The sequence below is a fragment of the Aquitalea pelogenes genome (assembly GCF_001515305.1).
GTDB classification, from domain to species: domain Bacteria; phylum Pseudomonadota; class Gammaproteobacteria; order Burkholderiales; family Chromobacteriaceae; genus Aquitalea; species Aquitalea pelogenes.
Map to the genome: position 1 here is coordinate 38023 of NZ_LNQV01000020.1, position 24364 is coordinate 62386.

The 24364-nt window shown below is 60.0% G+C and carries 22 protein-coding genes and 1 pseudogene; 14 read left to right on the top strand and 9 right to left on the bottom strand.

The genetic code is table 11. The features are described from left to right. The first annotated feature begins 57 nt into the window (after nucleotides 1–57). A complete protein-coding gene (locus AWT75_RS10450) occupies nucleotides 58–261 on the top strand; it encodes a cold-shock protein (protein WP_045846595.1) in 204 nt (67 codons plus the stop codon). A 100-nt stretch (nucleotides 262–361) separates the two neighbouring features. Here the strand turns inward: AWT75_RS10450 and mdtH are convergent, their stop codons facing one another. Beyond that, nucleotides 362–1570 (bottom strand): multidrug efflux MFS transporter MdtH, encoded by a 1209-nt coding sequence (gene mdtH / locus AWT75_RS10455; protein ID WP_045846594.1) that lies wholly within the window; start codon nucleotides 1568–1570, stop codon nucleotides 362–364. Nucleotides 1571–1658: 88 nt separating this feature from the next. Between mdtH and AWT75_RS10460 the strand changes: the two genes are divergently transcribed. Next, on the top strand, nucleotides 1659–2543 hold the full coding sequence (locus AWT75_RS10460) for a LysR family transcriptional regulator (RefSeq protein WP_062789102.1): 885 nt from the start codon (nucleotides 1659–1661) through the stop codon (nucleotides 2541–2543). A 53-nt stretch (nucleotides 2544–2596) separates the two neighbouring features. On the opposite strand, the gene icd is transcribed toward AWT75_RS10460, so the two are convergent. Beyond that, complete coding sequence (gene icd / locus AWT75_RS10465) at nucleotides 2597–3841, bottom strand: NADP-dependent isocitrate dehydrogenase (protein ID WP_062789103.1); 1245 nt, start codon at nucleotides 3839–3841, stop codon at nucleotides 2597–2599. Nucleotides 3842–4052: 211 nt separating this feature from the next. Beyond that, nucleotides 4053–6290 (bottom strand): NADP-dependent isocitrate dehydrogenase, encoded by a 2238-nt coding sequence (locus AWT75_RS10470; protein ID WP_045846591.1) that lies wholly within the window; start codon nucleotides 6288–6290, stop codon nucleotides 4053–4055. A 457-nt stretch (nucleotides 6291–6747) separates the two neighbouring features. On the opposite strand from AWT75_RS10470, the gene AWT75_RS10475 reads away from it, so the two are divergent. Next, nucleotides 6748–7425 (top strand): pseudouridine synthase, encoded by a 678-nt coding sequence (locus AWT75_RS10475; RefSeq protein WP_062789104.1) that lies wholly within the window; start codon nucleotides 6748–6750, stop codon nucleotides 7423–7425. Nucleotides 7426–7477: 52 nt separating this feature from the next. Continuing rightward, nucleotides 7478–9220: a bifunctional isocitrate dehydrogenase kinase/phosphatase gene (gene aceK / locus AWT75_RS10480; protein WP_062789105.1), complete on the top strand. Its 1743-nt coding sequence runs from the start codon at nucleotides 7478–7480 to the stop codon at nucleotides 9218–9220. Nucleotides 9221–9292: 72 nt separating this feature from the next. Here the strand turns inward: aceK and AWT75_RS10485 are convergent, their stop codons facing one another. From AWT75_RS10485 to mutS, 3 genes are all read right to left on the bottom strand, one after another. Beyond that, complete coding sequence (locus tag AWT75_RS10485) at nucleotides 9293–9700, bottom strand: hypothetical protein (RefSeq protein ID WP_052693981.1); 408 nt, start codon at nucleotides 9698–9700, stop codon at nucleotides 9293–9295. 190 nt (nucleotides 9701–9890) lie between these two features. Continuing rightward, on the bottom strand, nucleotides 9891–10322 hold the full coding sequence (locus tag AWT75_RS10490; RefSeq protein ID WP_045846588.1) for a hypothetical protein: 432 nt from the start codon (nucleotides 10320–10322) through the stop codon (nucleotides 9891–9893). A gap of 68 nt (nucleotides 10323–10390) precedes the next feature. Beyond that, the gene (gene mutS / locus AWT75_RS10495) at nucleotides 10391–12940 is read right to left on the bottom strand and encodes a DNA mismatch repair protein MutS (RefSeq protein WP_062789106.1); all 2550 of its coding nucleotides are present in this window, start codon (nucleotides 12938–12940) and stop codon (nucleotides 10391–10393) included. A 264-nt stretch (nucleotides 12941–13204) separates the two neighbouring features. Between mutS and AWT75_RS10500 the strand changes: the two genes are divergently transcribed. The 5 genes from AWT75_RS10500 (at nucleotide 13205) to AWT75_RS10520 (ending at nucleotide 17421) form a co-directional block, all read left to right on the top strand. Continuing rightward, nucleotides 13205–13771 (top strand): GbsR/MarR family transcriptional regulator, encoded by a 567-nt coding sequence (locus AWT75_RS10500; RefSeq protein WP_062789107.1) that lies wholly within the window; start codon nucleotides 13205–13207, stop codon nucleotides 13769–13771. Nucleotides 13772–13776: 5 nt separating this feature from the next. Continuing rightward, nucleotides 13777–15120, top strand: coding sequence for a cytochrome ubiquinol oxidase subunit I (locus AWT75_RS10505; RefSeq protein ID WP_062789108.1), 1344 nt, complete (start codon nucleotides 13777–13779; stop codon nucleotides 15118–15120). Next, complete coding sequence (locus AWT75_RS10510) at nucleotides 15117–16127, top strand: cytochrome d ubiquinol oxidase subunit II (RefSeq protein ID WP_062789109.1); 1011 nt, start codon at nucleotides 15117–15119, stop codon at nucleotides 16125–16127. Before AWT75_RS10505 ends, AWT75_RS10510 begins: the two co-directional genes overlap by 4 nt. Nucleotides 16128–16354: 227 nt before the next feature. Then, nucleotides 16355–17119, top strand: a complete 765-nt coding sequence (gene ugpQ / locus AWT75_RS10515) for a glycerophosphodiester phosphodiesterase (RefSeq protein WP_204376926.1) — start codon at nucleotides 16355–16357, stop codon at nucleotides 17117–17119. 5 nt (nucleotides 17120–17124) lie between these two features. Further along, nucleotides 17125–17421: a SemiSWEET family sugar transporter gene (locus AWT75_RS10520; protein WP_045846582.1), complete on the top strand. Its 297-nt coding sequence runs from the start codon at nucleotides 17125–17127 to the stop codon at nucleotides 17419–17421. On the opposite strand, the gene AWT75_RS10525 is transcribed toward AWT75_RS10520, so the two are convergent. Then, entirely contained in the window at nucleotides 17418–18203 is a 786-nt protein-coding gene (locus AWT75_RS10525; protein WP_062789111.1) for a substrate-binding periplasmic protein, read from the bottom strand. The two genes, AWT75_RS10520 and AWT75_RS10525, sit on opposite strands and share 4 nt — an antisense overlap. Before the next feature lie 129 nt (nucleotides 18204–18332). Between AWT75_RS10525 and AWT75_RS10530 the strand changes: the two genes are divergently transcribed. Then, the gene (locus AWT75_RS10530; RefSeq protein ID WP_062789112.1) at nucleotides 18333–18779 is read left to right on the top strand and encodes a MarR family winged helix-turn-helix transcriptional regulator; all 447 of its coding nucleotides are present in this window, start codon (nucleotides 18333–18335) and stop codon (nucleotides 18777–18779) included. Continuing rightward, complete coding sequence (locus tag AWT75_RS10535) at nucleotides 18776–20290, top strand: DHA2 family efflux MFS transporter permease subunit (protein WP_204376928.1); 1515 nt, start codon at nucleotides 18776–18778, stop codon at nucleotides 20288–20290. The genes AWT75_RS10530 and AWT75_RS10535 overlap by 4 nt, the downstream gene beginning before the upstream one ends. A gap of 72 nt (nucleotides 20291–20362) precedes the next feature. Here AWT75_RS10535 and AWT75_RS10540 read toward each other — a convergent pair whose 3' ends face one another. After that, nucleotides 20363–21154 (bottom strand): inositol monophosphatase family protein, encoded by a 792-nt coding sequence (locus AWT75_RS10540; protein WP_062789113.1) that lies wholly within the window; start codon nucleotides 21152–21154, stop codon nucleotides 20363–20365. 141 nt (nucleotides 21155–21295) lie between these two features. Between AWT75_RS10540 and AWT75_RS10545 the strand changes: the two genes are divergently transcribed. From AWT75_RS10545 to AWT75_RS10555, 3 genes and pseudogenes are all read left to right on the top strand, one after another. Beyond that, a complete protein-coding gene (locus AWT75_RS10545) occupies nucleotides 21296–22060 on the top strand; it encodes an RNA methyltransferase (protein WP_045846730.1) in 765 nt (254 codons plus the stop codon). Continuing rightward, nucleotides 22038–22969 (top strand): annotated as a pseudogene (locus AWT75_RS10550) (DUF1853 family protein). Before AWT75_RS10545 ends, AWT75_RS10550 begins: the two are co-directional and overlap by 23 nt. Beyond that, complete coding sequence (locus AWT75_RS10555; protein WP_062789114.1) at nucleotides 22966–23424, top strand: flavodoxin family protein; 459 nt, start codon at nucleotides 22966–22968, stop codon at nucleotides 23422–23424. Before AWT75_RS10550 ends, AWT75_RS10555 begins: the two are co-directional and overlap by 4 nt. Before the next feature lie 126 nt (nucleotides 23425–23550). On the opposite strand, the gene fnr is transcribed toward AWT75_RS10555, so the two are convergent. Then, on the bottom strand, nucleotides 23551–24297 hold the full coding sequence (fnr, locus tag AWT75_RS10560) for a fumarate/nitrate reduction transcriptional regulator Fnr (protein ID WP_045846577.1): 747 nt from the start codon (nucleotides 24295–24297) through the stop codon (nucleotides 23551–23553). Nucleotides 24298–24364: the final 67 nt, after the last annotated feature.

Here is a 24364-nt window from a genome sequence, read left to right on the forward strand (position 1 = left end):
GGGCAGCAGGCTTTAAGTTGTTCGGCCTCACCAGCCATCGTCAATCAAGGAAGTAACATGTCAATTGGTACCGTTAAGTGGTTCAACGACGCTAAAGGCTTTGGCTTTATTACCCCGGATGAGGGTGGTGAAGACCTGTTTGCCCATTTCTCCGCCATCAACATGCAAGGCTTCAAGACCCTGAAAGAGGGTCAACGCGTAAGCTTTGACATTGTTAGCGGCCCGAAAGGCAAGCAAGCGTCGAACATCCAGGCTGCCTGATCAGGCAGAGGATGTGCCAGGATTGCCAGGCACGCTGATCTGACCGGTCAACGTCCCGACAGCTTCAAACAGAACCCCGCCAGTTGGCGGGTTTTGTTTTTCATGCATTGTTGCGTGCACAGGCGCTGCCGCTGGCGTCCGGTTGCCACTGAGACCAGAGGGCAAGCAAGGTGATGCTGCCAACCAGTGACAGACACAACCAGGGCAAGGCGGGCAGCTGCCACTGGTGCGATGCATCCAGCAGCCAGCCGCCGCCGACATAGCCCAGTGCTCCGCCTACAGCCAGTCCCACCCGGCTGCAACCCAGGTAGCTGGCGCGGGCGTGTGGACGCGCCAGGCTGGCAACATGGGTCTCCCGCGCCGGTTCCATGATGATGGAGCCGACAAAGAACAACCCCAGCACGCTGAATGCGGCCAATGGATGCGTCACATTGCTCATGACGGCCAGGCTCAGGCTCATCAGGCCAAGTCCGATCAGCATGCGCTGCTCGCGGCGCAGGTGACGTTCGCCCCAGCGTGCCAACGGGTAGAGCAGGCTGAGTGACAGACAGGTTTCCAGCGTGTACATCCAGCCGACGGCCTGGTAGCTGCCGGTGAGTTGCTTGATGGTGACGGGAACCAGCAGCATGACCTGCACCGCAAGCATGTAATAGCCGCTCAAGGTCAGTACAAAGCGCATATAGCTGCGGTCTTGCAGAACCACGCGCATGGATTGCCAGGGCGATGCGGTACCGGTGGCAACCCGGTAGGGCGGGAGCAGCAAGGCATTGACCAAGGCCGCCAGAACAAAAATGGCGGTGCCCGCCAGACCAACCCAGCGGAAGTCAAACTGAAGCAGCCAGCTGCCCAGCAAGGCGGCAGCAACTGCACCTGCACTGTCCTGCATCATCAGCAGGGCGTAGAAATGCGGGCGGTGGCGGGCCAGTACCAGCTTGGCCACCAGTGCGGTGCGGGGTGGGTCGAACAGGGTGCCGCCCAGGCCGGAGAGCAGGCAGGACAGATAAAGCAACCAGGGGGCATGTGCGATGGCCATGCAGGCAAAACCCGCTGCGCGCAGCAACATGCCGGAGACGATCAGCGGCTTGGCGCCAAAGCGATCGGCCAGCGAGCCGCCAAACAAGCCAAGACCCTGCTGCATGAACTGGCGTAGTGCCAGTGCCAGCCCGACCGTGCTGGCACTCCAGCCCAGCTGATCGACGAAGTGCAGGCTGATCAGCGGAAACACCATGAAAAAACCGAATATCACCAGCAGGTTGTCCAGCAGGATGAAAGCCTTGCCAAGCTTGCGGGCACGCTGTACGGATGCCATGTCTTCTCCTCATTCGAACAGCATTCTAGGGAGGCATCCTGCTATTATGTAAGTCTATTTCTCCTCATATTTCATATCGGTTTTGATTATGTCTGTTGCCTTGTCTGATCTGGAGCTTCTACTGGATGTGGCCGAACTGGGCAGCTTCAGCCAGGCGGCGGCCAAGCGGGGCTGGTCCCAGCCGCAGGTCAGCCAGCGCATCGGTTTGCTGGAGCAGCACTGGGGTGTCACCCTGTTTACCCGTCATCGGCGTGGCGCCGTGGCCACCAATGCCTGCGAGGCTTTTCTGGAGTCTGCCCGTCAGTCGCTGACGGTTTACCGGCAAGGTCTGGATGCCATGCAGGGCACGCCGGCGGTACGGCGTATCCGCCTGTCTTGTCTGCCATCGCTGACCTCTCCGGTGTTTGGTCCCTTGCTGATGAAACTGGCGGACGCACCAATGGAAATCCGCTGCAATACCGATCACTCCCAGCAAATCATGCAGGATTTGCTCACTGGCCAGGTTGAGGTGGGGTTTGTACTGAAATGCCCGGCCATGGCAGGTATCCAGATGGAGCTGCTGTGGCGCTCACCGATTGTTCCGGTGGTGGCTTCCAGTCATCCCCTGGCAGCTGCTGGCAGGGTGCTGGCACTGGCTGATATTGCCCGGCACCGTATTGCGCCCCAGTTCTGGGGGGATGAGTGTGAGAGCCTGATCCAGCAGATTCGCATGCTGCGGCAGCTGCCCAGCCCGATACATGCGGTGCAACCGGCATCAGCCGCGCGCGAGCTGGTGCTGCGTCATGGTTTTGTGTCCTTCATGCCGGAGTTGTCGATCAAGGCTGATTTGCAGGATGGCACGCTGGTCCGCCTGTGTGTGCCAGAACTGCCGGCCTGGCACTGGGAAGTGATGATGGCCTGGCGTGCCGGCAAGCGGGTGGATGCAGCCAAGGCACAGGTGCTGGATGCAGCGCGGGCGCTGGTGGCCGGCTGAAACGCACAAGGCCCGCTGCAGCGGGCCTTGCCGGGGGATGATGTGGAGAGGGGTTACATGCGGGCAATCATGGCATCGCCGAATTCCGAGCAGGAAACTTCGGTAGCGCCGTCCATCAGGCGGGCAAAGTCGTAGGTGACCTGCTTGTCGGCAATGGCTGCTTCCATGGACCGGATCACCAGATCCGCCGCTTCCACCCAGCCCAGATGGCGCAGCATCATTTCCGCGGACAGAATCAGCGAGCCGGGGTTGACCTTGTCCAGGCCGGCATATTTGGGTGCCGTCCCGTGGGTGGCTTCAAAGCAGGCGTAGTGGTCGGAAATATTGGCTCCCGGTGCAATACCAATGCCGCCAACCTGGGCAGCCAGGGCATCCGAGATGTAGTCGCCGTTGAGGTTGGTGGTGGCAATCACATCGTATTCGGCCGGGCGCAGCAGGATTTGTTGCAGGAAGGCATCGGCAATGGCGTCCTTGACGATGATTTCCCGGCCGGTATTGGGGTTGTTGAATTTGCACCACGGGCCACCATCAATCGGCTCGGCCCCGAATTCCTTGCGAGCCAGCGCATAGGCCGTATCACGGAAGTTACCTTCGGTGAACTTCATGATATTGCCCTTGTGGACAATGGTGAGGCTCTTGCGGTCGTTGGCGATGGTGTAGTTGAGCGCTGCGCGCACCAGTCGCTCGGTTCCTTCCACCGAGATGGGCTTGATGCCGATACCAGAGCTGTCCGGGAAGCGGATTTTCTTCACGCCCATTTCGTTTTGCAAAAAGGCGATTACCTTTTTTACTGCATCCGAACCGGCCTGCCATTCAATCCCGGCATAAATATCTTCGGTGTTCTCGCGGAAGATCACCATATTGACCAGTTCCGGGTGCTTGAGCGGGGATGGCACGCCCTGGAAATACTGTACCGGGCGCACGCACTGGTATAAATCCAGTTCCTGGCGCAGGGCGACATTGAGAGAGCGGATGCCGCCGCCGACCGGCGTGGTCATCGGTCCCTTGATGGATACCGAGTATTCTTTCAGCGCATCGAAGGTTTCCTTGGGCAGCCATTCGTCCGGGCCATATAGCCGGGTGGATTTTTCCCCCGCATACACTTCCATCCAGTGGATTTTCCTGCGCCCGGCATAGGCCTTTGCCACGGCAGCGTCGATGACCTTGATCATCACCGGGGTGATGTCGATCCCGATGCCATCCCCTTCAATGAAGGGAATGATGGGGTTGTCCGGAATGGCCTGTCCCGGAAAGATTTTCTGTCCTTCAGCCGGAACCTTGATATGGGACGCACTCATTGTTGTTCTCTCCTTGTCACAGGGTAGGGACTGCCGGGTTCAGCAGTGTTTTCCACTCACTCAGCCTAGACCTTGGCGCGGCTGTTGCAGAGAAAGATCAGACAAATTTATTGGCCGATGGTTGACGCATGGCGGCATGACAATAAAAAAGCGCCAGGAGGAATCCTGGCGCTGGTGTGGTGCTACCTACCGTGAAAGCCGGTAAGAGGACTTAGGCGTGAACGCTCTTCAGTGCGGCATTGAAGGTGCTGCTCGGGCACATCACGGCCTGGCACTTGGCAGCATCGGGCAGGTAGTAGCCGCCGATATCTGCCGGTTTGCCTTGCACGGCCTTCAGTTCGGCAATGATTTGCGCTTCCTGTTCGGCCAGTTGCTTGGCCAGCGGGGCGAACTGGGCTTGCAGCTCCAGGTCTTCGGTCTGGTTGGCCAGCGCCTCGGCCCAGTAGCTGGCCAGGTAGTACTGGCTGCCACGGTTGTCCAGCTCGCCAGTGCGGCGCGACGGGGACTTGTCGTTGTCCAGCAGCTTGCCGGTGGCGGCATCCAGCGTCTTGGCCAGAATCTTGGCCTTGTTGTTGCCGGTCTTGATGCCCAGTTCTTCCAGCGAAACGGCCAGGGCGAGGAACTCACCCAGCGAATCCCAGCGCAGGTGGTTTTCTTCCAGCAGCTGCTGGACGTGTTTCGGAGCCGAACCACCGGCACCGGTTTCGTACATGCCGCCGCCAGCCATCAGCGGTACGATGGACAGCATCTTGGCCGAGGTGCCCAGTTCCATGATGGGGAACAGGTCGGTCAGGTAGTCGCGCAGGATGTTGCCGGTGACCGAGATGGTGTCCAGACCGCGGGCAACGCGTTCCAGGGTGAAACGCATGGCGCGGACTTGCGACATAATGTGGATTTCCAGACCGCTGGTGTCGTAATCCTTCAGGTAGGTTTCTACCTTCTTGATCAGTTCCTTTTCGTGCGGACGGTACGGGTCCAGCCAGAACACTGCCGGCATGCCGGAGTTGCGGGCGCGGGTCACGGCCAGCTTCACCCAGTCGCGGATCGGTGCGTCCTTCACTTGGCACATACGCCAGATGTCACCGGCTTCCACGTTCTGGCTCAGCAGGACTTCGCCGGTGGCCAGGTCAACGATGTTGGCCACGCCGTCTTCAGCGATTTCAAAGGTCTTGTCGTGCGAACCGTATTCTTCTGCCTTTTGCGCCATCAGGCCCACGTTGGGCACGGTACCCATGGTGCGCGGGTCGAAGTTGCCGTGCCATTTGCAGAAGTTGATCATCTCCTGATAGATACGGGCAAAGGTGGATTCCGGCATCACGGCCTTGCAGTCGGCCGGCTTGCCATCGGCACCCCACATCTTGCCACCGCCACGGATCATGGCCGGCATGGAGGCATCGACAATCACGTCGTTGGGCGAGTGGAAGTTGGTGATGCCCTTGGCGGAGTCCACCATGGCCAGACGCGGACGGTGTTCCTGGCAGGCGTGCAGGTCGCGGATGATTTCTTCGCGCTTGGTGGCCGGCAGGGTCTCGATCTTTTCGTACAGATTGGCCATGCCGTTGTTCACGTTCACGCCCAGCTCTTCGAACAGCTTGCCGTGTTTCTCGAAGGCGTCCTTGTAGTAAATCTTGACGCAGTGACCGAACACGATGGGGTGGGACACCTTCATCATGGTGGCTTTCACGTGCAGCGAGAACAGGATGCCGGATTCACGGCAGTCTTCCATTTCGCGCTCGTAGAATTCGCACAGTGCCTTCTTGCTCATGAACATGGAGTCGATGATTTCACCGGCCTGCAGGGCAAGCTTGGGCTTGAGCACGATGGTCTGGCCGCTCTTGGTGGTCAGTTCCATTTTCACGTCACGGGCCTTGTCCAGGGTCATGGACTTTTCGCCGTGGTAGAAGTCGCCATGGTGCATGTGGGAAACATGGGTTTGCGACCATTGTTTCCACTCGCCCATGGAGTGCGGGTGCTTCTTGGCGTAATTCTTTACTGCCAGCGGGGCGCGGCGGTCGGAGTTGCCTTCACGCAGCACCGGGTTCACGGCCGAACCCAGACACTTGGCGTAGCGGGCCTTCAAGGCGTGATCGGCGTCGGTGGTGGGCAGTTCAGGGTAGTCCGGCAGGGCGTAGCCCTTGGATTGCAGTTCCTTGATGCAGGCAATCAGCTGCGAAACCGAAGCACTGATGTTCGGCAGCTTGATGATGTTGGTGTCCGGGTCCTGGGTCAGCTTGCCCAGTTCGCTCAGCGTATCCGGTACTTTTTGCTCGTCGGTCAGGTATTCGGGGAATTCGGCCAGTACGCGGGCGGCGACGGAGATGTCGGCAGTTTCAATATTGATGCCGGCGCTGCCGGTAAAGGTACGGATGACTGGCAGGAAGGCGCTGGTGGCCAGCGCAGGTGCTTCGTCGGTCAGGGTGTAGATGATGGTCGGCTGTTCCGAAGGCATTGCTCTATCTCCAATGATTATTTTGACGTCAGAACGACTGCGCGAGGCGGCTTTCGCACACCGGGGGATGTTCCGCTAGGCGCGTGGAAAGATACTGCATGATGCAACCGTGCTGCCCGTTGGTCGCAATGACCTTAGCGTGGCAGCATGGCCTTCAACTTGCGGCTGTCTTTTCGGAAGTGAATTATACCCCTCAAATGTTCGCACTGTTTGTAAGTATCCGAACTTTGCCCTTGCGACTGGCCAAACGCGTGTTCGAATGTGAATTTTACGCACCGGTGCTGTGAGTTGCAGTCCACAGCATAGTTCCATGTTCCGGTTTTTGCTGTCCTCCTTTGTCTCAGTGAGTGCTTTGCCTGGGGCAATGCGGCAAGTTGCGGAATGGTGGCATGACCAGTGCTGGCGCTCCTTGGTATCATCCGGGCCATGACTTCACTTTCTGCATGGTCCAGCCACAATGCCCGCGCTTTTTCTGTTCAATAAACCTTATGGCGTCATTTGCCAGTTTTCCCGGCACGAATTGCATCCGACGCTGAAGGATCATATTTCCACACCGGGCATCTATCCGGCCGGCCGCCTGGATACCGACAGCGAAGGCCTGCTGTTGCTGACCGGGGAGGGTGCCTTGCAACACCGCATCAGCGACCCGCGCTGGAAACTGCCCAAAACCTACTGGGTGCAAGTGGAAGGCCGTGCCAGCGAAGAACAATTGGCTGCGCTGCGCGCCGGGGTTGATCTGGGCGACTTTGTCACCCGACCGGCCCAGGTGCGCCAGATCGACCCGCCAACCTTGTGGGAGCGCAAGCCGCCTGTGCGTTTTCGCAAGACCGTACCGGATTGCTGGCTGGAAATCATCATCAGCGAAGGCAAGAACCGTCAGGTGCGCCGCATGACGGCCAAGGTGGGACTGCCTACCTTGCGACTGGTGCGCGCAGCCATTGGCCCGTGGCAGCTGGGTGACATGCAGCCGGGCGAGTTGCGCAGCATCGAGGTGAGTCTTGAAGATTTGCCGGCACTGTCCCATGCTGAGCGTCTGGGCAAGCCGACGCCCTTGCCCCAGGGGAAGGCGGGGGTGGGGGGCGGTCAGTCCCGAGCGCAACCATCTTTCCGTTTTGCCCGCAAAAACAAGTCCTGATTGTTGTCGTTGGGGCGGCAGGCTGGATGCGCGACAGCGATGAGGCCCCATCATGCATATTCCCGAGTACTACAACCCGGTTGCCCGCGATATCGCCCAGGCGCTTGTCGCCGGGTTCAACAAGCATTACCGCTTGTTTCGCGCCTGCAGCAAGCAGGCCAAATCCCTGTTCGAGCGTGCGGACTGGCAAGGCGTGCAGCAGGCCATCCGCGACCGCATCCAGTTTTACGACGAGCGGGTGGAAGAAACGGTTGGCCGGCTGCATCACGAATTTCATGCCGATTTGCTGGATGATGAAATCTGGCAGCAGGCCAAGCTGTACTTCATCGGCCTGCTGACCCAGCACAAGCAGCCGGAGCTGGCCGAGACCTTTTTCAACTCGGTATTCACCCGCATGCTGCACCGGGATTACTTCAACAACGATTTCATCTTTATCCGTCCGGTCATTTCCACCGAATATATCGAGTCTGATCCCCCTTGCTATCGTAGTTACTATCCGGCGGCCAGTGGTTTGCGCCAGGTGATGCGCCAGATCGTGCGAGATTTTGCCTGGGCGCTGCCTTTTGCCTGCTTGAGCCGGGACCTGGCCTGCGTGCTGGGCGCGATAGCGCAGTATTTTTCAGGCCAATGGCCAAGCCCGGAAGCCAATCTGCAAATCCAGGTATTGTCCTCGGCCTTCTATCGCAACAAGGCGGCTTATATTTTGGGCAAGGTGATCAATGGTGGCGTGAGCTATCCGTTTGCCGTACCGGTACTGCGCGATGAAAACGGCAAGCTGTATCTGGACACCGTGTTGCTGGAGCCATGGCGCATTGGTGTGCTGTTTTCCTTCAGCCGGGCTTATTTCCTGGTGGACATGGAAGTGCCGTCGGCCTATGTGCAGTTTTTGCGCAGCATGCTGCCCAGCAAGACCAAGGCCGAGCTTTACACCATGCTGGGCCTGCAAAAGCAGGGCAAGAACACCTTCTATCGCGATTTCGTGCAGCACCTGCAGCATTCGAATGATCAGTTTGTCATTGCCCCCGGTATTCGTGGCCTGGTGATGCTGGTGTTTACCCTGCCGTCCTATCCCTATGTGTTCAAACTGATCAAGGATGTCTTTGGCGGGCCCAAAGAAATGGACCGCGATACGGTCAAGCGCAAATACCGGCTGGTAAAGCGGCATGACCGGGTAGGGCGCATGGCCGATACGCTGGAGTTTTCCAATGTGGCCTTTCCACGCAGCCGCTTTACCGCGGAATTGCTGGATGAGCTGCGCAGTCAGGCGGCATCAATGATAGAAGAAAGCGGCGACAGCATTGTCATTCGCCATCTGTATATCGAGCGGCGCATGAAGCCGCTGAACATATACCTGATGCAATGCGACGAGACGGAAAAGGAGAGGGTGATTCGCGACTACGGCATGGCTATCCGCGAGTTGGCATCAGCCAATATCTTTCCGGGCGACATGTTGTTCAAGAATTTTGGTGTGACCCGCTACGGTCGGGTGATTTTTTATGATTACGATGAAATCGAATACATGACGGACTGCCATTTCCGCCGCATACCGCCTGCGCCCAATCCGGAAATGGAACTCTCCGGCGAGGTGTGGTACCCGGTTGGCCGTCATGATGTTTTTCCGGAAGAATTTGCCACCTTTTTGCTGGGTGACCCGCAGATTCGCAAGACTTTCCTCAAGTATCACCGAGACCTGCTAGATCCACGGTTCTGGCAGCAGTGTCAGCAGCGCATCAACGATGGCGTGATCGAGGACTTTTTCCCGTATCCGGTGGAAATGCGTTTTCGCCAGCCGTAGGTGTGAGCATCAATGCAGCAAGGGGAAGCTGTAGCTTCCCCTTTTTTGTGATGACAGCGGCGGCACCTGGTTTCAGTGCGAAAAATAGGCAAGTGGGCCGGCCGAGGTGAGGCCGATGCAAAAGGACATGCCTGGTACATAGCCTTTGGAGGGGGAGCAGGCATTGAGCAATTCAAACAATGCGCGTGTTTCATGAAATTGCAGCCGCAAGTCATGGCTGTTAGACAGCCACACGCGTATGGCCCTGGCTTGCGGATGCTGGCTGTGCAATTCCAGCGTGCCTTCCGCGTTGCTGATCAGGCAAATGGCTGGCGGGATGTGGATGCTGCGGGCTTTCATTTCCTGCTGGGCTTGCTGGCCAAACCTGCCCAGCAGGGTTTTGGCTTGCAATAACAGGTTTTCTGCCAGCCCAGGCTCTTGGGGTGCCAAAGGTGGGCGCTGTGACACGATGGCCGGGCGTATGGTTTCGGTGAGGGGCATGGGGTGGCTCCAGTAAAAGTGCGTACCTTGATGGTAGAAGTACTTGAGCACACGGGAGTCTGATGATTTCCTAGGAAATTTCACTTTTGCAGGTGGCTGGCCCCAGGCTATTGATCAGCTTTTACATCAGGCCCAAAAGCAAACAGGGAGACCTGAGTCTCCCTGTCGGTCAGGCGGCAGGCCTGGCGGATTACTGTTGACTGCACACGTGATCTTCAAAATAAGCAATCGGACCCGCACTGGTCAGGCCGATATGGAAGCAGGATGATTCGGGGAAGGTTTCACCTGCGTACTCAGTGGCGCGGATAATTTCAAACAGGACTTCCACTTCTTTGAACAGGCTGGAAACTTTGGCATTGCCGGCAAGCCAGGTGAGGATGTCGTCGGCCTGTGGGTGATTGTTTTCCAGTGTGAGACTGCAACCAGGACAGCTGACCAGGCTGATGGCCGGGGGCATGCTGATCTGGCGGGCAGCCAGTTCTTCTTCTGCCAGCGTGGCAAAACGTGTCAACTGCTTGGATGCTCTATCGCGAATGGCTTGAAGGGAAATGCTGCCATCTTCTCCGGCGTGACCAAACAGACGAATCAATCCCGGATTACTGGCAGTGCTCTGCGACGACATGATTAATGCTCCTGTTCTCTGGTTGTCATGATTTTTTCATCATAGAAGACGGCAGAAATTTTGCTGAATCATTTCAGCGCTTTTTTCACTTTATAGAGAAATTCAAGTGCCTGGCGTGGTGTCAGTTCGTCAGGGTCGATTTCTTCCAGCATTTCCAGTGCCGGATCAGGGGCGGTTTCCACGCTGCTTGCCGTCGCAGGCGGAGCGGAAAACAGGTCGGGTTGAACGCGGGCGGCAGACTGGTTTTCCAGCTCGGCTAGATAGCGTCTTGCCTCGCGAATCACCTTGGGAGGCACCCCGGCCAGCTGGGCCACCGCCAGGCCGTAACTCTGGCTGGCCGGGCCTTCGTCCACATGGTGCATGAACACGATGCGGTCCTTGTGCTCGACGGCAGACAGGTGAACATTGGCCACGGACGGGTATTGCTCGGCGAGGGTGGTCAGCTCGAAATAGTGGGTGGCAAACAGGGTGTAGGCACGGCTTTTTTCGATCAGGGCCTTGGCAATGGCCCAGGCCAGCGCCAGGCCGTCGAAGGTGGAAGTGCCACGGCCCACTTCGTCCATCAGCACCAGTGACTGGGCGGTGGCGTTGTTTAAGATATTCGCCGTTTCGGTCATTTCCACCATGAAGGTGGAGCGGCCGCCCGCCAGGTCGTCCGAGGCACCGATACGGGTAAAAATACGGTCGATCTGCCCGATGACGGCGCGGTTGGCCGGTACGAAGCTGCCAATATGGGCCAGCAGGGTGATCAGCGCATTCTGCCGCATATAGGTGGATTTACCGCCCATATTGGGGCCGGTGATCAGCAACAGCTTGCGGCTGTCACTCAGGCGGGTGTCGTTGGCGATGAAGCGCTCCACCTCGGCTTCCACCACCGGGTGACGGCCTTCGATGATTTCCAGCCGGGTGTCGCTGACGAATTCCGGTTCGACATAATTATTGCTGCTGGCGCGTTCGGCAAAAGCAGCCAGCACGTCCAGCCCGGCCACGGCCTGGGCGATCAGCTTGAGATCGGGAATATAGGGCGCGAGCTGGTCCAGCAGCTGTTCGTACAACTGCTTTTCCAGGGCCAGCGAACGGTCTTGCGCCGACAGTGCCTTGTCTTCGAATTCCTTCAGTTCCGGCGTGATGTAACGCTCGGCATTTTTCAGGGTCTGGCGACGGCGATAGTCGTCCGGCACCTTGTCGCCCTGAGCGCGGGAAACTTCGATATAGAAGCCGTGCACGCGATTGAATTCCACCTTGAGGGTGGTGATGCCGGTGCGCTCTTTCTCGCGTGCTTCCAGTGCCAGCAGGAAATCACCGCAATCGGTCTGGATGGCGCGCAGCTCGTCCAGGTCGGCATTCAGGCCGTGATTGATCACCCCGCCATCACGCAGGAAAGTGGCCGGTTCTGGCAGGATGGCCGCGCTCAGCAGTTGTTCGACCGGAGACTCGTCCGGCAGCACGCGCGACAGTTCACCCAGCAGCGGGGCGTCCAGGCTGGCGGCCAGCTGCTTGGCACCGGTCAGAGCCTTGAGCGAGTCGCGCAGGGCGGCCAGGTCGCGTGGACGGGCGCTGCGCAGTGCGATGCGGGCGGTAATGCGTTCGATGTCGGCCACTTCGCGCAGCTGGGCGTGGATATCCTGATGCACCGGCAGCAGCGCGCGTACCGATTCCAGTCGTCGTTGCAGCTTGCCATGCTGGCGGATGGGGTGGTGCAGCCAGTGGCGCAGCAGGCGGCTGCCCATGCTGGTGGCGCAGGTGTCCAGCATGGATGCCAGTGTGGGCGAGGGTTCACCGCGTATGGTTTCGGTCAGTTCCAGATTGCGCCGGGTGGCGGCATCCATGCGGATCAGCTCGCCCGCGTCTTCCACCGCCAGCTGGGCGATGTGGGCCGGGTTTACGCTCTGGGTGGATTTGACGTATTCCAGCAGCGCGCCGGCGGCACCTACCGCCACCGGCAGGGTGTCGGCACCAAAGCCTGCCAGATCATGCGTGCCAAAGTGGCGGGTCAGTGCCAGCTGGGCGGAGTCGTGGTCAAACTGCCAGGGTGGCAGCTTTTTGCGCGGGCAGCTGACTTGTTCGAAGATATTCAGCCCGCTGTCGTCCGGCAGGACCAGTTCTGCGGGTTTCAGCCGTTCCATTTCGCTGGCGAACTCTTCCACGCTGGTTTGCATGATTTTGAATTCGCCACTGGCCATGGACAGCCAGGCCAGGCCCAGCGTGCCCTTGATCATGTTGACCGCCAGCACCAGGTTGTCGCGCTTGTCGTCCAGCAGCGCGGCATCGGTGAGGGTGCCGGGGGTGACGATGCGCACCACCTTGCGTTCCACCGGGCCTTTGGCCAATGCCGGGTCGCCAATCTGCTCGGCAATGGCCACCGACTCACCCATTTTCACCAGCCGTGCCAGATAGCCTTCGGCAGCGTGATAGGGCACACCTGCCATCTTGATCGGGTTGCCGCCGCTGGCACCGCGGGTGGTGAGGGTGATGTCCAGCAGGCGCGCCGCCTTTTCCGCATCCTCGTAGAACAGCTCGTAAAAGTCGCCCATGCGGTAGAACAGCAGCTTGTCGGCATGCTGGCTTTTCAGGGCGAAGTACTGCTGCATCATCGGGGTGTGCTGGGGCGTGCTCATGCGCGTGGTGCTCTTTTGATATCGGGTGCAGATGACAACGCCCCACCGAGGCGGGGCGCTGACGCAAAACGCGAATTCTACCGTAGCGGGCTCTGGGTGTCAGGCCAGCATCGCGACTGTGGCGGGCTGCAAGCGCATGTTGCATCCATGGCCTGTACTGATTGGCAAGCTGTTTGATCAAGCAATCTGTGCATTGACCGGAACTAAATGATGAAAGTATGATCTTTATCAAACTTTCAGAAATTCCTGAAAATTGAGGAAGTCATGAATACCACCCCTCTTGTCCAGTCCTTTGTGGCGCATTTCGGTGAAATGGGCAGCCGCTGGGGCATCAATCGCACCGTCGGTCAGATCTATGCCCTGCTGTTTGTTTCCGAAAAGCCGCTCAATGCCGATGAAATTGCCGAAAGCCTGAGTTTCTCCCGTTCCAATGTCAGCATGGGGCTGAAGGAACTGGAGTCGTGGCGGCTGGTGAAGCTGCAGCATTATCCCGGCGACCGGCGCGAATACTTTTCCACCCCGGACGATGTCTGGGCCATCTTCAAGACCCTGGCCGATGAGCGCAAAAAGCGCGAGGTGGAACCCACCCTCACCATGCTGCGCGGGGCGATGATGGAGAAACCGGCCAGCGATGCCGAGCGTCATGCACAACAGCGCATGAGCGAGATGTACCAGTTGATCGAGCTGGTCACCACCTGGTTCTCCGACATCCAGCACATGGATGTGGAAACCCTGCAGCGGCTGATGAAGCTGGGCTCGCAGGTGCAGAAAGTACTGCAATTCACCCAGTCGCTGAGCAAGCTGACCGGGCGCGATACCGATAGGGAGTAGCCGTCATGGAACTGGATGCCCTGGCACTGGCACGTGCCCAGTTTGCCGCCAATATCAGCTTTCATATCCTGTTTCCCAGCATCAATATCGCGCTGGCCTGGGTGCTGTTGTTCTTCAAGCTGCGTTACCTGCGCACCGGCCGGCAGGCGTGGATGGATGCCTACGGGTTCTGGGTGAAGATTTTTGCACTGTCCTTTGCCCTGGGCGTGGTGAGCGGCGTCACCATGAGCTTCCAGTTCGGCACCAACTGGCCGGGCTATATGCAAACGGTGGGCAATATCGCCGGCCCTTTGCTGGCCTATGAAATCCTCACTGCGTTTTTCCTGGAGGCGGGGTTTCTCGGCATCATGCTGTTTGGCCGCAGCCGGGTGTCGGAACGGGTACATACACTGGCTACGCTACTGGTGGCCTTTGGCAACAGCCTGTCGGCGTTCTGGATCATCGCGCTGAATTCCTGGATGCAAACTCCGGCGGGTTTCGTGATGAAGGATGGCCGCGCGCATGTCACCAGCTGGCTGGAGGTGATTTTCAATCCGTCCATGCCTTACCGGCTGACACACATGTTGTTGGCCTCCGGCCTGACCGTGGCCTTTCTGGTGGCCGGGTTGTCGGCCTATCGTCTGCTGAAGGCCGACCGCAGCGCGGGCAATGCCGTGGCACTGAAAACCGGTGTTTGGCTGGCGGCGTTATTGATTCCGCTGCAAATCCTGGCGGGAGACGCGCATGGCCTGAATACCATGACGCACCAGCCGGCCAAGCTGGCCGCTATCGAAGGGGTGTGGCACACCGAGCGTGGCGCGCCCTTGCTGCTGTTTGCCCTGCCCAATGCCGATACCCAAAGCAATGACTACGCGCTGGGCATTCCGCGCCTCGCCAGCCTGATCATCAAGCACGATCCTGACGGCGAAATCCGCGGCCTGAACGAATTTGCCCAGCATCCGCCGGTGGCCAAGGTGTTCTGGAGTTTTCGCGTGATGGTGGGGGTAGGGGTGCTGATGCTGCTGGCGTCCTGGCTCACTGCCTGGCAGTTGCGTCGCCGGGATGCTGCCGGACTGGACCGTCGCCTGCTGTACTTGCTGGTGGGCATGACCTTTGCCGGCTGGGTAGCCACGCTGGCTGGCTGGTATGTGACGGAAATCGGCCGCCAGCCCTGGCTGGTGACGGGTGTACTCACTACCGCACAGGCGGCCGGGGCGGCAACCGGCAGCATGGTGGCCGGTTCGCTGCTGACTTATCTCGCCTTGTATGCCGGCCTGCTGCTGGCCTACATCTCGGTGCTGTTTCATCTGGCCGGCAAAGCCGCAGGACAGGCTGATGCTGCCGTGGCGCTTAAGGAGGTGCAAGCATGAACGCTGCATACTGGTTGCCGGTGATCTTCGCCGGACTGATGGGGCTGGCCATGCTGGTGTATGTGGTGCTGGATGGCTTTGATCTGGGCGTGGGCCTGTTGTTGCCACTGGCGGACGATGCCGGCAAGGACCGCATGGTGGCCAGCATCGGCCCGTTCTGGGATGCCAACGAAACCTGGCTGGTACTGGGCGCGGGCCTGTTGCTGGTGGCCTTCCCCATGGCGCACGGGGTGGTGTTTGGTGCCTTGTACATTCCGGTACTGCTGATGCTGGTGGGGCTGATCCTGCGCGGGGTGGCCTTCGATTTTCGCGTCAAGGCGCGTGACCCGCACCGCCCATGGTGGAATGCCATCTTTGCCTTCGGTTCCTTGCTGGCTTCGCTGGCGCAAGGCGTGATGCTTGGCCGCTATCTGACCGGTTTTGCCGATGGTGCATTGCCCTGGCTGTTTGCCTTGCTGGTGGGAGCGGGGCTGACTGCGGCCTATGCCTTGCTGGGTGCCTGCTGGCTGATCATGAAGACGGAAGGTGCCTTGCAAAGGCAGGCACTTGGCTGGGCGCGGCGCAGTGTGCCGGGCGCGGGCCTGGCCGTGCTGCTGGTGTCTATCGTGACGCCGCTGGCCAATCCGGCCATCGCCGGCAAATGGTTTGCCCTGCCGCAGCTGTTCTTGCTGCTGCCCTTGCCGCTGGGGACGCTGGCGCTGTTCGTGGTGCAATGGCTGGCCCTGCCACGGCTGGCCCGGCGTCAGGCAGCCGGCAACGACAGCTATTGCTGGCTGCCGTTTGCCACCACCGTGGGCATGGTGCTGCTGGCTTTCTGGGGGCTGGCTTATAGCGTGTTCCCGCAGGTGATACCGGGCCGCATGGATATCTGGCAGGCCGCCAGCGACCCTGAAGCCTTGTGGATCATGCTGTGGGGCGCGCTGCTGGTGCTGCCCTGCATCATCGGCTATACCGCCTTTGCCTACCGGGTGTTCTGGGGCAAGACCGGTACTTTGCGTTATCAGTGATTGTGGATGGTTCCGGCCCGGCCTGTCGCATGCAGGTCGGTTTTGTCATGTCCGGGTCACATACAGGCCAGATAATTGCAGCCTTTTGCCGGTGTAATGGACAATGCGGCCTGCTTTGGCCGCCGTTGACGAAATAGCCGCAAATCAGCACTGGCAGAGCGCCTGCCTGGCGTTACGATAGGCATGATCTGTCTTGTTCCTGCACACCCTTCCGGATGGAGAACCACATGTCGCAGCAGCACACCTCACCCTGGCCCTATCCCCGGCTGGTCGCCCATCGTGGCGGCGGCGTCATGGCTCCGGAAAACACGCTGGCCGGTTTCCGTGCCGGCGTGGCATATGGCTACCGTGCCGCCGAGTGTGATGTGAAGCTGTCTGCTGACAATGTGTGCTTTCTGTTGCACGACGATACGGTGGATCGCACCACGAATGGCCATGGTCTGGCCGCAGAGCTGAGCATGGCGCAGCTCTCGCAGCTGGATGCCGGTGGCTGGAAGGGTGCGCAGTTTGCCGGCGAGGCGCTGCCCGGCTTTGCCAATGTGGCGGCCTATTGCCGGGCACAGGGCGTGCTGCTGAACGTGGAAATCAAACCCTGTCCGGGACGCGATGATGAAACCGGCCGTCTGGTGGCGCAAGAAGCTGCACGACTGTGGGCCGGTGCGGCCGTGCCGCCGCTATTGTCATCGTTCAGTGTGGACGCTCTGCGCGCCGCACAGCTGGCCGAGCCGGATTTGCCACGCGCCTGGCTGGTGGAGGATATTCCGGCGGATTGGCAGGCCACCTTGCAGTTGCTGGGCTGCATTGCCTTGCATTGCGACCATGCCACGCTGACACCGCAGCTGGCCGCCGCCATCAAGGCCGCCGGTTACCAGTTGCTGTGCTACACAGTGAACGATGTGGCGCGGGCGTGCGAAATCATGGCCTGGGGTGTGGATAGCGTCTGCACCGACCGGCTGGATGTGCTGCAGCCTGCCCAATGGCTGACGGAGTAAGGCCGATGAACGCCGCACTGGTGGAATGGCTGGGCCTGTTGGCCGGTTGCCTGACAACCCTGTCTTTCTTGCCGCAGGTGTGGCTGGTATGGCGCAAGAAATCGGCTGGGGATATCTCGCTGGGCATGTATCTGCTGATGTGCAGCGGCGTGGCCTTGTGGCTGAGTTACGGCCTGCTGATTCACTCGCGGCCGGTGGTGCTGGCCAATGGCCTGACCTTGCTGCTGAGCATGGCGGTGCTGCTGATGAAGCTGGTGTTTGATGCACGCCGCCAGCCGCAAGCGGACAGGCCGGGCGGCTAGAAGCTGGTCATCTGCTGGGCTTCTTCGCGGTTGAAGTACTTGCTGAATATTTTCAGCAGCGTGCCATCGCGGCGCATGTCGTTGATCAGGTCACGCCAGCGCTCCTGTTGTTCAGGCGAGATGGTTTTTTTCGACATGATCAGGCCGTGGGGTGTGGGCTGGTCATTGGTTTCCACCATGCGGACCAGTTTGGCCACCTGGTATTTTTCCAGGTCGGAATAATCAAACGGCTCGATGATGATGGCCTGGGTGCGGTCCTGGCGCAGGTTCTGATACAAGGTTTCATAGTCGTAACTGCCGATCAGCCGTCCTTGCTGGTCCAGTTTGTCCACCAGCTGATTGATGGTGTTGCTGTAGCGGAAGCTCAGGATGCCACCCAGCTTCAGGTCATTGCGGGCGGCGAAATCCGCCAGCGTCTGCACGCCGCTGTCCTTGCGTACGATCAGGCTGTATTTGTCGGCAAAATACCAGGCAAACGCCGCGTAGCGTTCGCGCTGTTCATTGGTGATGCCTGACAGGCTGAAATCCAGGCTGCCCACTTCCAGCAATTTCCAGATGCGCGAGCGCGGCAGCAGGCTGACTTCCACCTTGCAGCCGCTGCGGCGGATCAGCTCGTCCGCCACGTCTTTATCAATCCCGCTGCGCGTGCCGGCGTTATACAGCAGGCCATGTTCATGCAGGGCCAGGGTGTAGCTGCGCTTGCAGTCCGGGCCGGCGGCCAGTGCCAGCAGCGGCAGGCAGCACAAGGCAGCAAGATACAAGCGCGTAAGCAACTGGGGCATGGTGGTTCTCCTGTTCAATGATAAGAGCATAGCAGATGGCTGGCGTGGCTCCGGCTCATGTGATGAAGTACTTGGTGATGAAAATTTGCAGACATATAATTAGTGAGCTAATCAAATTCAGGATGCCTCATGCCACAGTCTCATCAAGAACTTGCCGAATTGCTGGGTGCCGTCCCCAAGGCGTGGCGCGCCTTGCTGGACCAGCGACTGCGTCCCTACGGTTTTTCCCAGGCTACCTGGCAGGTATTGCTCAAACTGGGGCGTGCCGGTGAGCCCTTGTTGCAAAACGAACTCGCCGCCCGGGTGGGCATTGAACCGGCCTCGCTCGTACGGCTGCTGGATGTATTGCAGGCCGATGGCTGGATCACCCGTCAGCAGGATGAACAGGACCGCCGTGCCAAACGGGTGTTACTGACGGCCAAGGCCAGCCAGGTTTCCGGCGAGCTGCTGCAAGTGGCCGATGCGCTGAAAGCCGAACTGCTGGGCGGGCTGGATGAGGCCGAGCTGCAAACCTGCATCAAGGTGCTGGCACAAATCCGCCATGCTGCCGAACAGGCTCAGGAGCCGGGCGCTTGAGCCAGCGTGTGCTGGTGACAGTGGCGGTGATGGCGGCCACGGTGATGCAGGTGCTGGACACCACCATCGTCAACGTGGCGCTGCCACAAATGCAGGGCGAACTGGGGGCAACGTCAGACCAGATCAGCTGGGTGCTGACCAGCTATCTGGTGGCCAGCGCCATCTGCATGCCGCTGACCGGTTATCTGACTGACAAACTGGGGCGGCGACGCTATCTCTTGCTGTCCATCAGCGGCTTCGTGCTGGCCTCCATGCTGTGCGGCGTGGCGCTGAATCTGGGCCAGCTGGTGGTGTTCCGTCTGTTGCAAGGTGTGTTCGGCGCTGCGCTGGTGCCCTTGTCGCAGGCCATCATGGTGGACAACTACCCGCGCGAACAGCGTGGCAAGGCCATGGCCATCTGGGGCATGGGGGTGATGGTGGGGCCGATTGCCGGGCCCACGCTAGGCGGCTGGCTGACCGATATGTTCGATTGGCGCTGGACCTTCTTCATCAACCTGCCGGTCGGGCTGTTGTCCTTGCTGCTGGCGCGCCAGGTGCCGGATACGCCCAAGCGCGAGCGCGACATCGACTGGCTGGGCCTGTTGCTGATTTCGCTGGCTATCGGTGGCATCCAGTATGTGCTGGACCGGGGGAATGGCGACGACTGGTTTTCCAGTACCGGCATCGTGGTGGCCGGCGTGCTGGCGGTGCTGGGCGCGGTGGGTTTCATCTGGCGCGGCTTGTCCGGCAGCGCCCATCCCTTGTTCGACCTGCACATGTTCCAGGACCGCAATTTCGTGGCCGCCAGTATTGTCATTGCCGCGCTGGGCCTGTCCATGTACGGGGCCATGGTGATTCAGCCCATCATGCTGGAAGGGCTGTTTCACTACCCCACGCTGGATACCGGCCTGATCATGGCACCGCGCGGCATTGCCAGCCTGGTGAGCATGATGATTGTGGGCAAGCTGATTGGCCGGGTGGATTCGCGTTACCTGATTGGCAGTGGCTTGCTGATTGGTGCTTGCGGCACCTGGGTGTGTACCCATTACAACCTGGATACCAGTCCATTCTGGTTTGCCTGGCCGGTGCTGTTGCAGGGTTTCGGGCTGGGCATGATTTATGTGCCGTTGTCGGCCATGGCCATGTCCACTTTGCCTGCACGGCTGTCGGCCGAGGCCGCCGGGCTGTTCAGCCTGTTGCGCACCATGGGTTCCTCGGTGGGGATTGCCATTGTCAGTACCGCCTATTCGCGCGGCGAGCAGTCAGCCTGGAATGCCTTGAGCGGTTTTTTCAGTGCCGACAATCCCTGGTTGCAGGACTATCTGGCGCGCATGGGCAAGACGGTGGTGGATGGCACTACCGCAACCCAGCTGGCGGCAGAGTTGCAACGCCAGGCGCTGATGGTGTCCATCGTCGATGTGTACTGGCTGATTACCTACAGCTTTCTGGCCATGTTGCCCTTGCTGTTGTTGCTCCGGCCGCGCAAGGCTGCTGCGGATGCACCTGCGGTGGAAGTGGTGATGCACGAATAGCCGTCAGCGAGCGGCAAATAAAAAAACGGCAACCCACGGGTTGCGTTTTTGCTGCCTGCACCGAGGCAATGATTACTTGTTCAGGTGCGGCGCGATGGTCGCCAGCAGCTGGGCCAGCACCTTGGGGTTGGCGGCCACGATGTCGCCGGATTCCATCCATTCCTGTTCGCCGCTCAGGTCGGTGACGATGCCACCGGCTTCCTGCACGATCAGGCTGCCCGCAGCGATGTCCCACGGCTTCAGGTTCATTTCCCAGAAACCGTCCACGCGGCCACAGGCCACATTGCACAGGTCGAGCGAGGCAGCGCCTTCGCGACGTACGCCGGCAGTCTTGCCCAGCACGTCCTTGAGCATGCCCAGGTACTGGTCGATATAGCTTTGGTCGGATACCGGGAAACCGGTGGCGATCACGCATTCATTCATCATGAAGCGCTTGGAAACACGGATGCGGCGGTCGTTGAGGAAAGCGCCAACACCACGCGAGGCGGTAAACAGATCGTTACGGCTAGGGTCGTACACCACGGCCTGCTGCACCTGGCCCTTGTGCGCCAGTGCGATGGAGATGGCGTATTGCTGATGGCCATGCAGGAAGTTGGTGGTGCCGTCGATGGGGTCGATGATCCACTCGTATTCGGAGGAGCCCACGCCTTTGGCGCCGGACTCTTCTGCTAGAATGGCGTGCTTGGGATACGCCTCGAGAATCATGTCCACGATGGCCTGTTCGGCAGCGCGGTCCACGTCGGTCACAAAGTCATTGTGCTTTTTCTTCTCTACACGAATGGTATCGAGGTTAAGCGACGCACGCTGGATTACACTGCCAGCACGGCGGGCGGCTTTAACCGCGATATTGAGCATCGGATGCATTGACGGCCTCTAGAACGGATAGCAGATGTCAGCCAACATGGCTCGACATCTGACAGTAACAATCTGGGTTAAGGAACAAAAAAAGCCGGCGCGAGCGCGCGGGCTTTTTGATATGCCCGCCATTTTAATGTGAAACTGCTGATGAATAAACCCCAAGTACCTGATTTTCTGAAAAACATTCGCATCGTGTTGGCTCGGCCCAACCATCCGGGCAATATCGGTTCGGCCGCACGGGCGATGAAAACCATGGGGCTGACCCGCCTGTATCTGGTTGAACCCAAAGTGTTTCCCAGCGATGAAGCCAATGCCCTGGCCTCCGGTGCCGTGGATGTGCTGGAGAGCGCCACCGTGGTGGCGAGCCTCAGTGAGGCGCTCAGCGACGTCACCGTGGCCTGCGCGCTGACCAGCCGCCGCCGCGAACTCACCACGCCGCTGTCCACTCCGCGCGAAACCACGCCGGAACTGGTGGCGCGCGCGCGTGATGGCGAACAGGTGGCGCTGGTGTTCGGCAATGAAACCTTCGGCCTGTCGATTGAAGAAGTGGAGCAGTGCAACCGGCTGGTTACCATTCCGGGTAACCCGGATTACTTCTCGCTCAACCTGGCCATGGCGGTGCAGGTGATGACTTACGAGCTGTTCAGCCATACTGGCGTTGACGTGGAATACCTGCGTCCGGAAAGCGAAACCGCCAGCCTGGGCGAGGTGGAAGGCTTCTGCCAGCATCTGGACCAGACCATGGATGCCATCGGCTACTACCGCCGCCGTAACAGCGAGCGACTGATGCGCCGCATGCGCGCGCTGTTCAACCGTTCCGGCATGCTGCGCGACGAGGTGGACATCCTGCGTGGCCTGATGAAGCAGATCCAGCGCGTGGCAGACGGCCATGAGCACGGCGGCGAATCCTGATCGCGGTTTTTATCTGCCTTACACGCAGCCTGCGCTGCGTGATCTGGCTTTCCTGCTGACCGCACCTGCCCCCTGGGATAGCGGCTGCAATCTTTCGCCACAAGGCCTGCTGGGCCCGGATGGCCCGGCCTTGCTGGCCGCGCTGGAGCAAGACCCGGCACCGCTCTATGCCTGGCTGGCTGACCAGCCCTGTCGCCGTCTGGGCCACTATGCCGAGCGCTTGCTGGCTTTCTGGTTTCACCTCGCGCCCCATATCGAACTGGTGGCCGCCAATCTGCCGCTACGGGATGCCAGCGGCCGCACCATCGGCGAATTTGATTTCCTGATCCGGCTGGATGGCGAACACTGCACGTGGAAACCGCCAGCAAATTCTATCTGCAACTGGGCGAGGGGCCGGACAGTCTGGTAGGCCCCAGCCTGCGCGATGCCTGGCTGCTGAAGGCGGGTAAATTGCAGGCGCAGTTGCAGCTGTCCCGCCACCCCCTGGCCCGGCGCGTATTGCCGCCAGAGTTTGTGGCCTGCGCCAGTCAGGCCCGGCTGGCCGGCTGGTTTTTCTATTCCCGGCCGTCCCGCCCCATGCCGCCACTGGCTGCGGATCAGCTGCAAGGCTGGTTCAGCCCGCTATTGCACCCCTGGCCCAGTAGCAGCCCGGCATCACGCTGGATGTGGTTGCCACGCTTGAGCTGGCTGGCTCCGGCCCGTGTGGCTGAAGCCGAAGTGCGTGAACAGCACAGCCTGCGCCAGGAGTTGCGCCAGGCCGTGGTGCCGCAACTGGTGGCAGAGTTGCTGCCGCTGGGCGATGGCTACTGGGAGGAGGTGGCGCGCGGTTTCGTGGTGCCGCCAGGCTGGCCCGAAGCAACGCGTCTGCAGGCATTGATGGCCACGCTGCCAGGGAGTCCCGCCGCATGAAGCGCTTGCTGTTGTTGTATGCCAGCCAGACCGGCCGCACCTTGCAGCTGGTTGATGCCGTGCGCGCCAGCGTAGCGCAGCTGGCCGATGACCTGCAGTTCAACTGCCTGCCCGCCGAGCAGGCCACACTGGATGATTTGCTGACAACAGACGGCATCGTGCTGGCAACGCCGGAGAATTTTGGCTATATGGCGGGCAAGATGAAGGATTTCTTTGACCGCACCTTCTACCCCGCACAGGGCCGCACCGAAGGGCTGGCCTGCCTCTTGCTGGTGTCCGCCGGTAACGATGGCATGGGGGCTGTGCACGCCATGCGGCGCATCATCGCCGGCTATGGCTGGCACGAAGTGCTGCCCGCCGTGGTGGTACGCGGCGAGCCGGACGCCGCGCAACTGGCTGAAGTGGCGGAACGGGCCGAGCAACTGGTGGCCGGCATGCTGATCGGGCGCTGGTAATACCTTGCCCGGAAGAGTTAGTGCTTGCGGAGAATGGCGCGCCTGCCCGGATGGGCGGAAGATGCAAAAAGAGCGGTAAGGCGCATTGCGCCCACCGCCCGGATGGCTGTTACCGTGCCTGTCGGCTTATACGCCGTTGGCGTGGGTACAACCGGAGATCAGGTCCTTGAGTGCATCGGCCTTGATCAGCTGGATGTGCTTGTGGTCCACGCTCAGCCAGCCTTGCTGCTGGAACTTGGACAGCGTACGGCTGACGGTTTCCAGTTTCAGGCCGAGGAAGCTGCCGATTTCCTCGCGGCTCATGCGCAGGATGAAATCGTTGGCGGCAAAACCGCGGGTGGACAGACGCTGTGACAGGTTCAGCAGGAAGGCAGCCAGACGTTCTTCTGCCTTCATGTTGCCCAGAAGCAGCATGACGTTCTGGTCACGCACGATTTCGCGGCTCATCAGCCGGAAAAAGTGGTGTTGCAGGCTGGGAATGTCGCGCCCCAGGCTTTCCATGCGGTTGAAGGGCAGTTCGCAGACTTCGCTGTCTTCCAGGGCAATGGCGTCGCAGCCATGCACATTGGACGAGATGCCATCCAGGCCCATGAGTTCGCCGGACATCAGAAAGCCGGTGACTTGTTCACGACCATCCTGGCTTGCCACGCTGGTCTTGAAGAAACCGGTGCGCACGGCAAACAGCGACTTGAAGGCTTCGCCACTGCGGAACAGGTATTCACCGCGCTTGAGGCGGCGGCTCTGACGGATCACTGCATCCAGCTGCGTCATTTCGTCGCGGTTCAGCCCGATGGGCAGGCAGAGTTCGCGCAGACTGCAGTTGGAGCAGGACACCTTCAGTGCGTGCAGAGTGTGTTGGTGTTGGTCTGACATCGCGTGTTTTGTACAACCCTGTAAAGAAGCTTGACCCTTGTCAAAGCGGAATTCGCACGTTTTCCGC

Coding starts and splice junctions, on each gene's coding strand:
- AWT75_RS10450 (WP_045846595.1), top strand. CDS start 58: ATGTCAATTGGTACCGTTAAGTGGTTCAACGACGCTAAAGGCTTTGGC.
- mdtH (WP_045846594.1), bottom strand. CDS start 1,570: ATGGCATCCGTACAGCGTGCCCGCAAGCTTGGCAAGGCTTTCATCCTG.
- AWT75_RS10460 (WP_062789102.1), top strand. CDS start 1,659: ATGTCTGTTGCCTTGTCTGATCTGGAGCTTCTACTGGATGTGGCCGAA.
- icd (WP_062789103.1), bottom strand. CDS start 3,841: ATGAGTGCGTCCCATATCAAGGTTCCGGCTGAAGGACAGAAAATCTTT.
- AWT75_RS10470 (WP_045846591.1), bottom strand. CDS start 6,290: ATGCCTTCGGAACAGCCGACCATCATCTACACCCTGACCGACGAAGCA.
- AWT75_RS10475 (WP_062789104.1), top strand. CDS start 6,748: ATGCCCGCGCTTTTTCTGTTCAATAAACCTTATGGCGTCATTTGCCAG.
- aceK (WP_062789105.1), top strand. CDS start 7,478: ATGCATATTCCCGAGTACTACAACCCGGTTGCCCGCGATATCGCCCAG.
- AWT75_RS10485 (WP_052693981.1), bottom strand. CDS start 9,700: ATGCCCCTCACCGAAACCATACGCCCGGCCATCGTGTCACAGCGCCCA.
- AWT75_RS10490 (WP_045846588.1), bottom strand. CDS start 10,322: ATGTCGTCGCAGAGCACTGCCAGTAATCCGGGATTGATTCGTCTGTTT.
- mutS (WP_062789106.1), bottom strand. CDS start 12,940: ATGAGCACGCCCCAGCACACCCCGATGATGCAGCAGTACTTCGCCCTG.
- AWT75_RS10500 (WP_062789107.1), top strand. CDS start 13,205: ATGAATACCACCCCTCTTGTCCAGTCCTTTGTGGCGCATTTCGGTGAA.
- AWT75_RS10505 (WP_062789108.1), top strand. CDS start 13,777: ATGGAACTGGATGCCCTGGCACTGGCACGTGCCCAGTTTGCCGCCAAT.
- AWT75_RS10510 (WP_062789109.1), top strand. CDS start 15,117: ATGAACGCTGCATACTGGTTGCCGGTGATCTTCGCCGGACTGATGGGG.
- ugpQ (WP_204376926.1), top strand. CDS start 16,355: ATGTCGCAGCAGCACACCTCACCCTGGCCCTATCCCCGGCTGGTCGCC.
- AWT75_RS10520 (WP_045846582.1), top strand. CDS start 17,125: ATGAACGCCGCACTGGTGGAATGGCTGGGCCTGTTGGCCGGTTGCCTG.
- AWT75_RS10525 (WP_062789111.1), bottom strand. CDS start 18,203: ATGCCCCAGTTGCTTACGCGCTTGTATCTTGCTGCCTTGTGCTGCCTG.
- AWT75_RS10530 (WP_062789112.1), top strand. CDS start 18,333: ATGCCACAGTCTCATCAAGAACTTGCCGAATTGCTGGGTGCCGTCCCC.
- AWT75_RS10540 (WP_062789113.1), bottom strand. CDS start 21,154: ATGCATCCGATGCTCAATATCGCGGTTAAAGCCGCCCGCCGTGCTGGC.
- AWT75_RS10545 (WP_045846730.1), top strand. CDS start 21,296: ATGAATAAACCCCAAGTACCTGATTTTCTGAAAAACATTCGCATCGTG.
- AWT75_RS10555 (WP_062789114.1), top strand. CDS start 22,966: ATGAAGCGCTTGCTGTTGTTGTATGCCAGCCAGACCGGCCGCACCTTG.
- fnr (WP_045846577.1), bottom strand. CDS start 24,297: ATGTCAGACCAACACCAACACACTCTGCACGCACTGAAGGTGTCCTGC.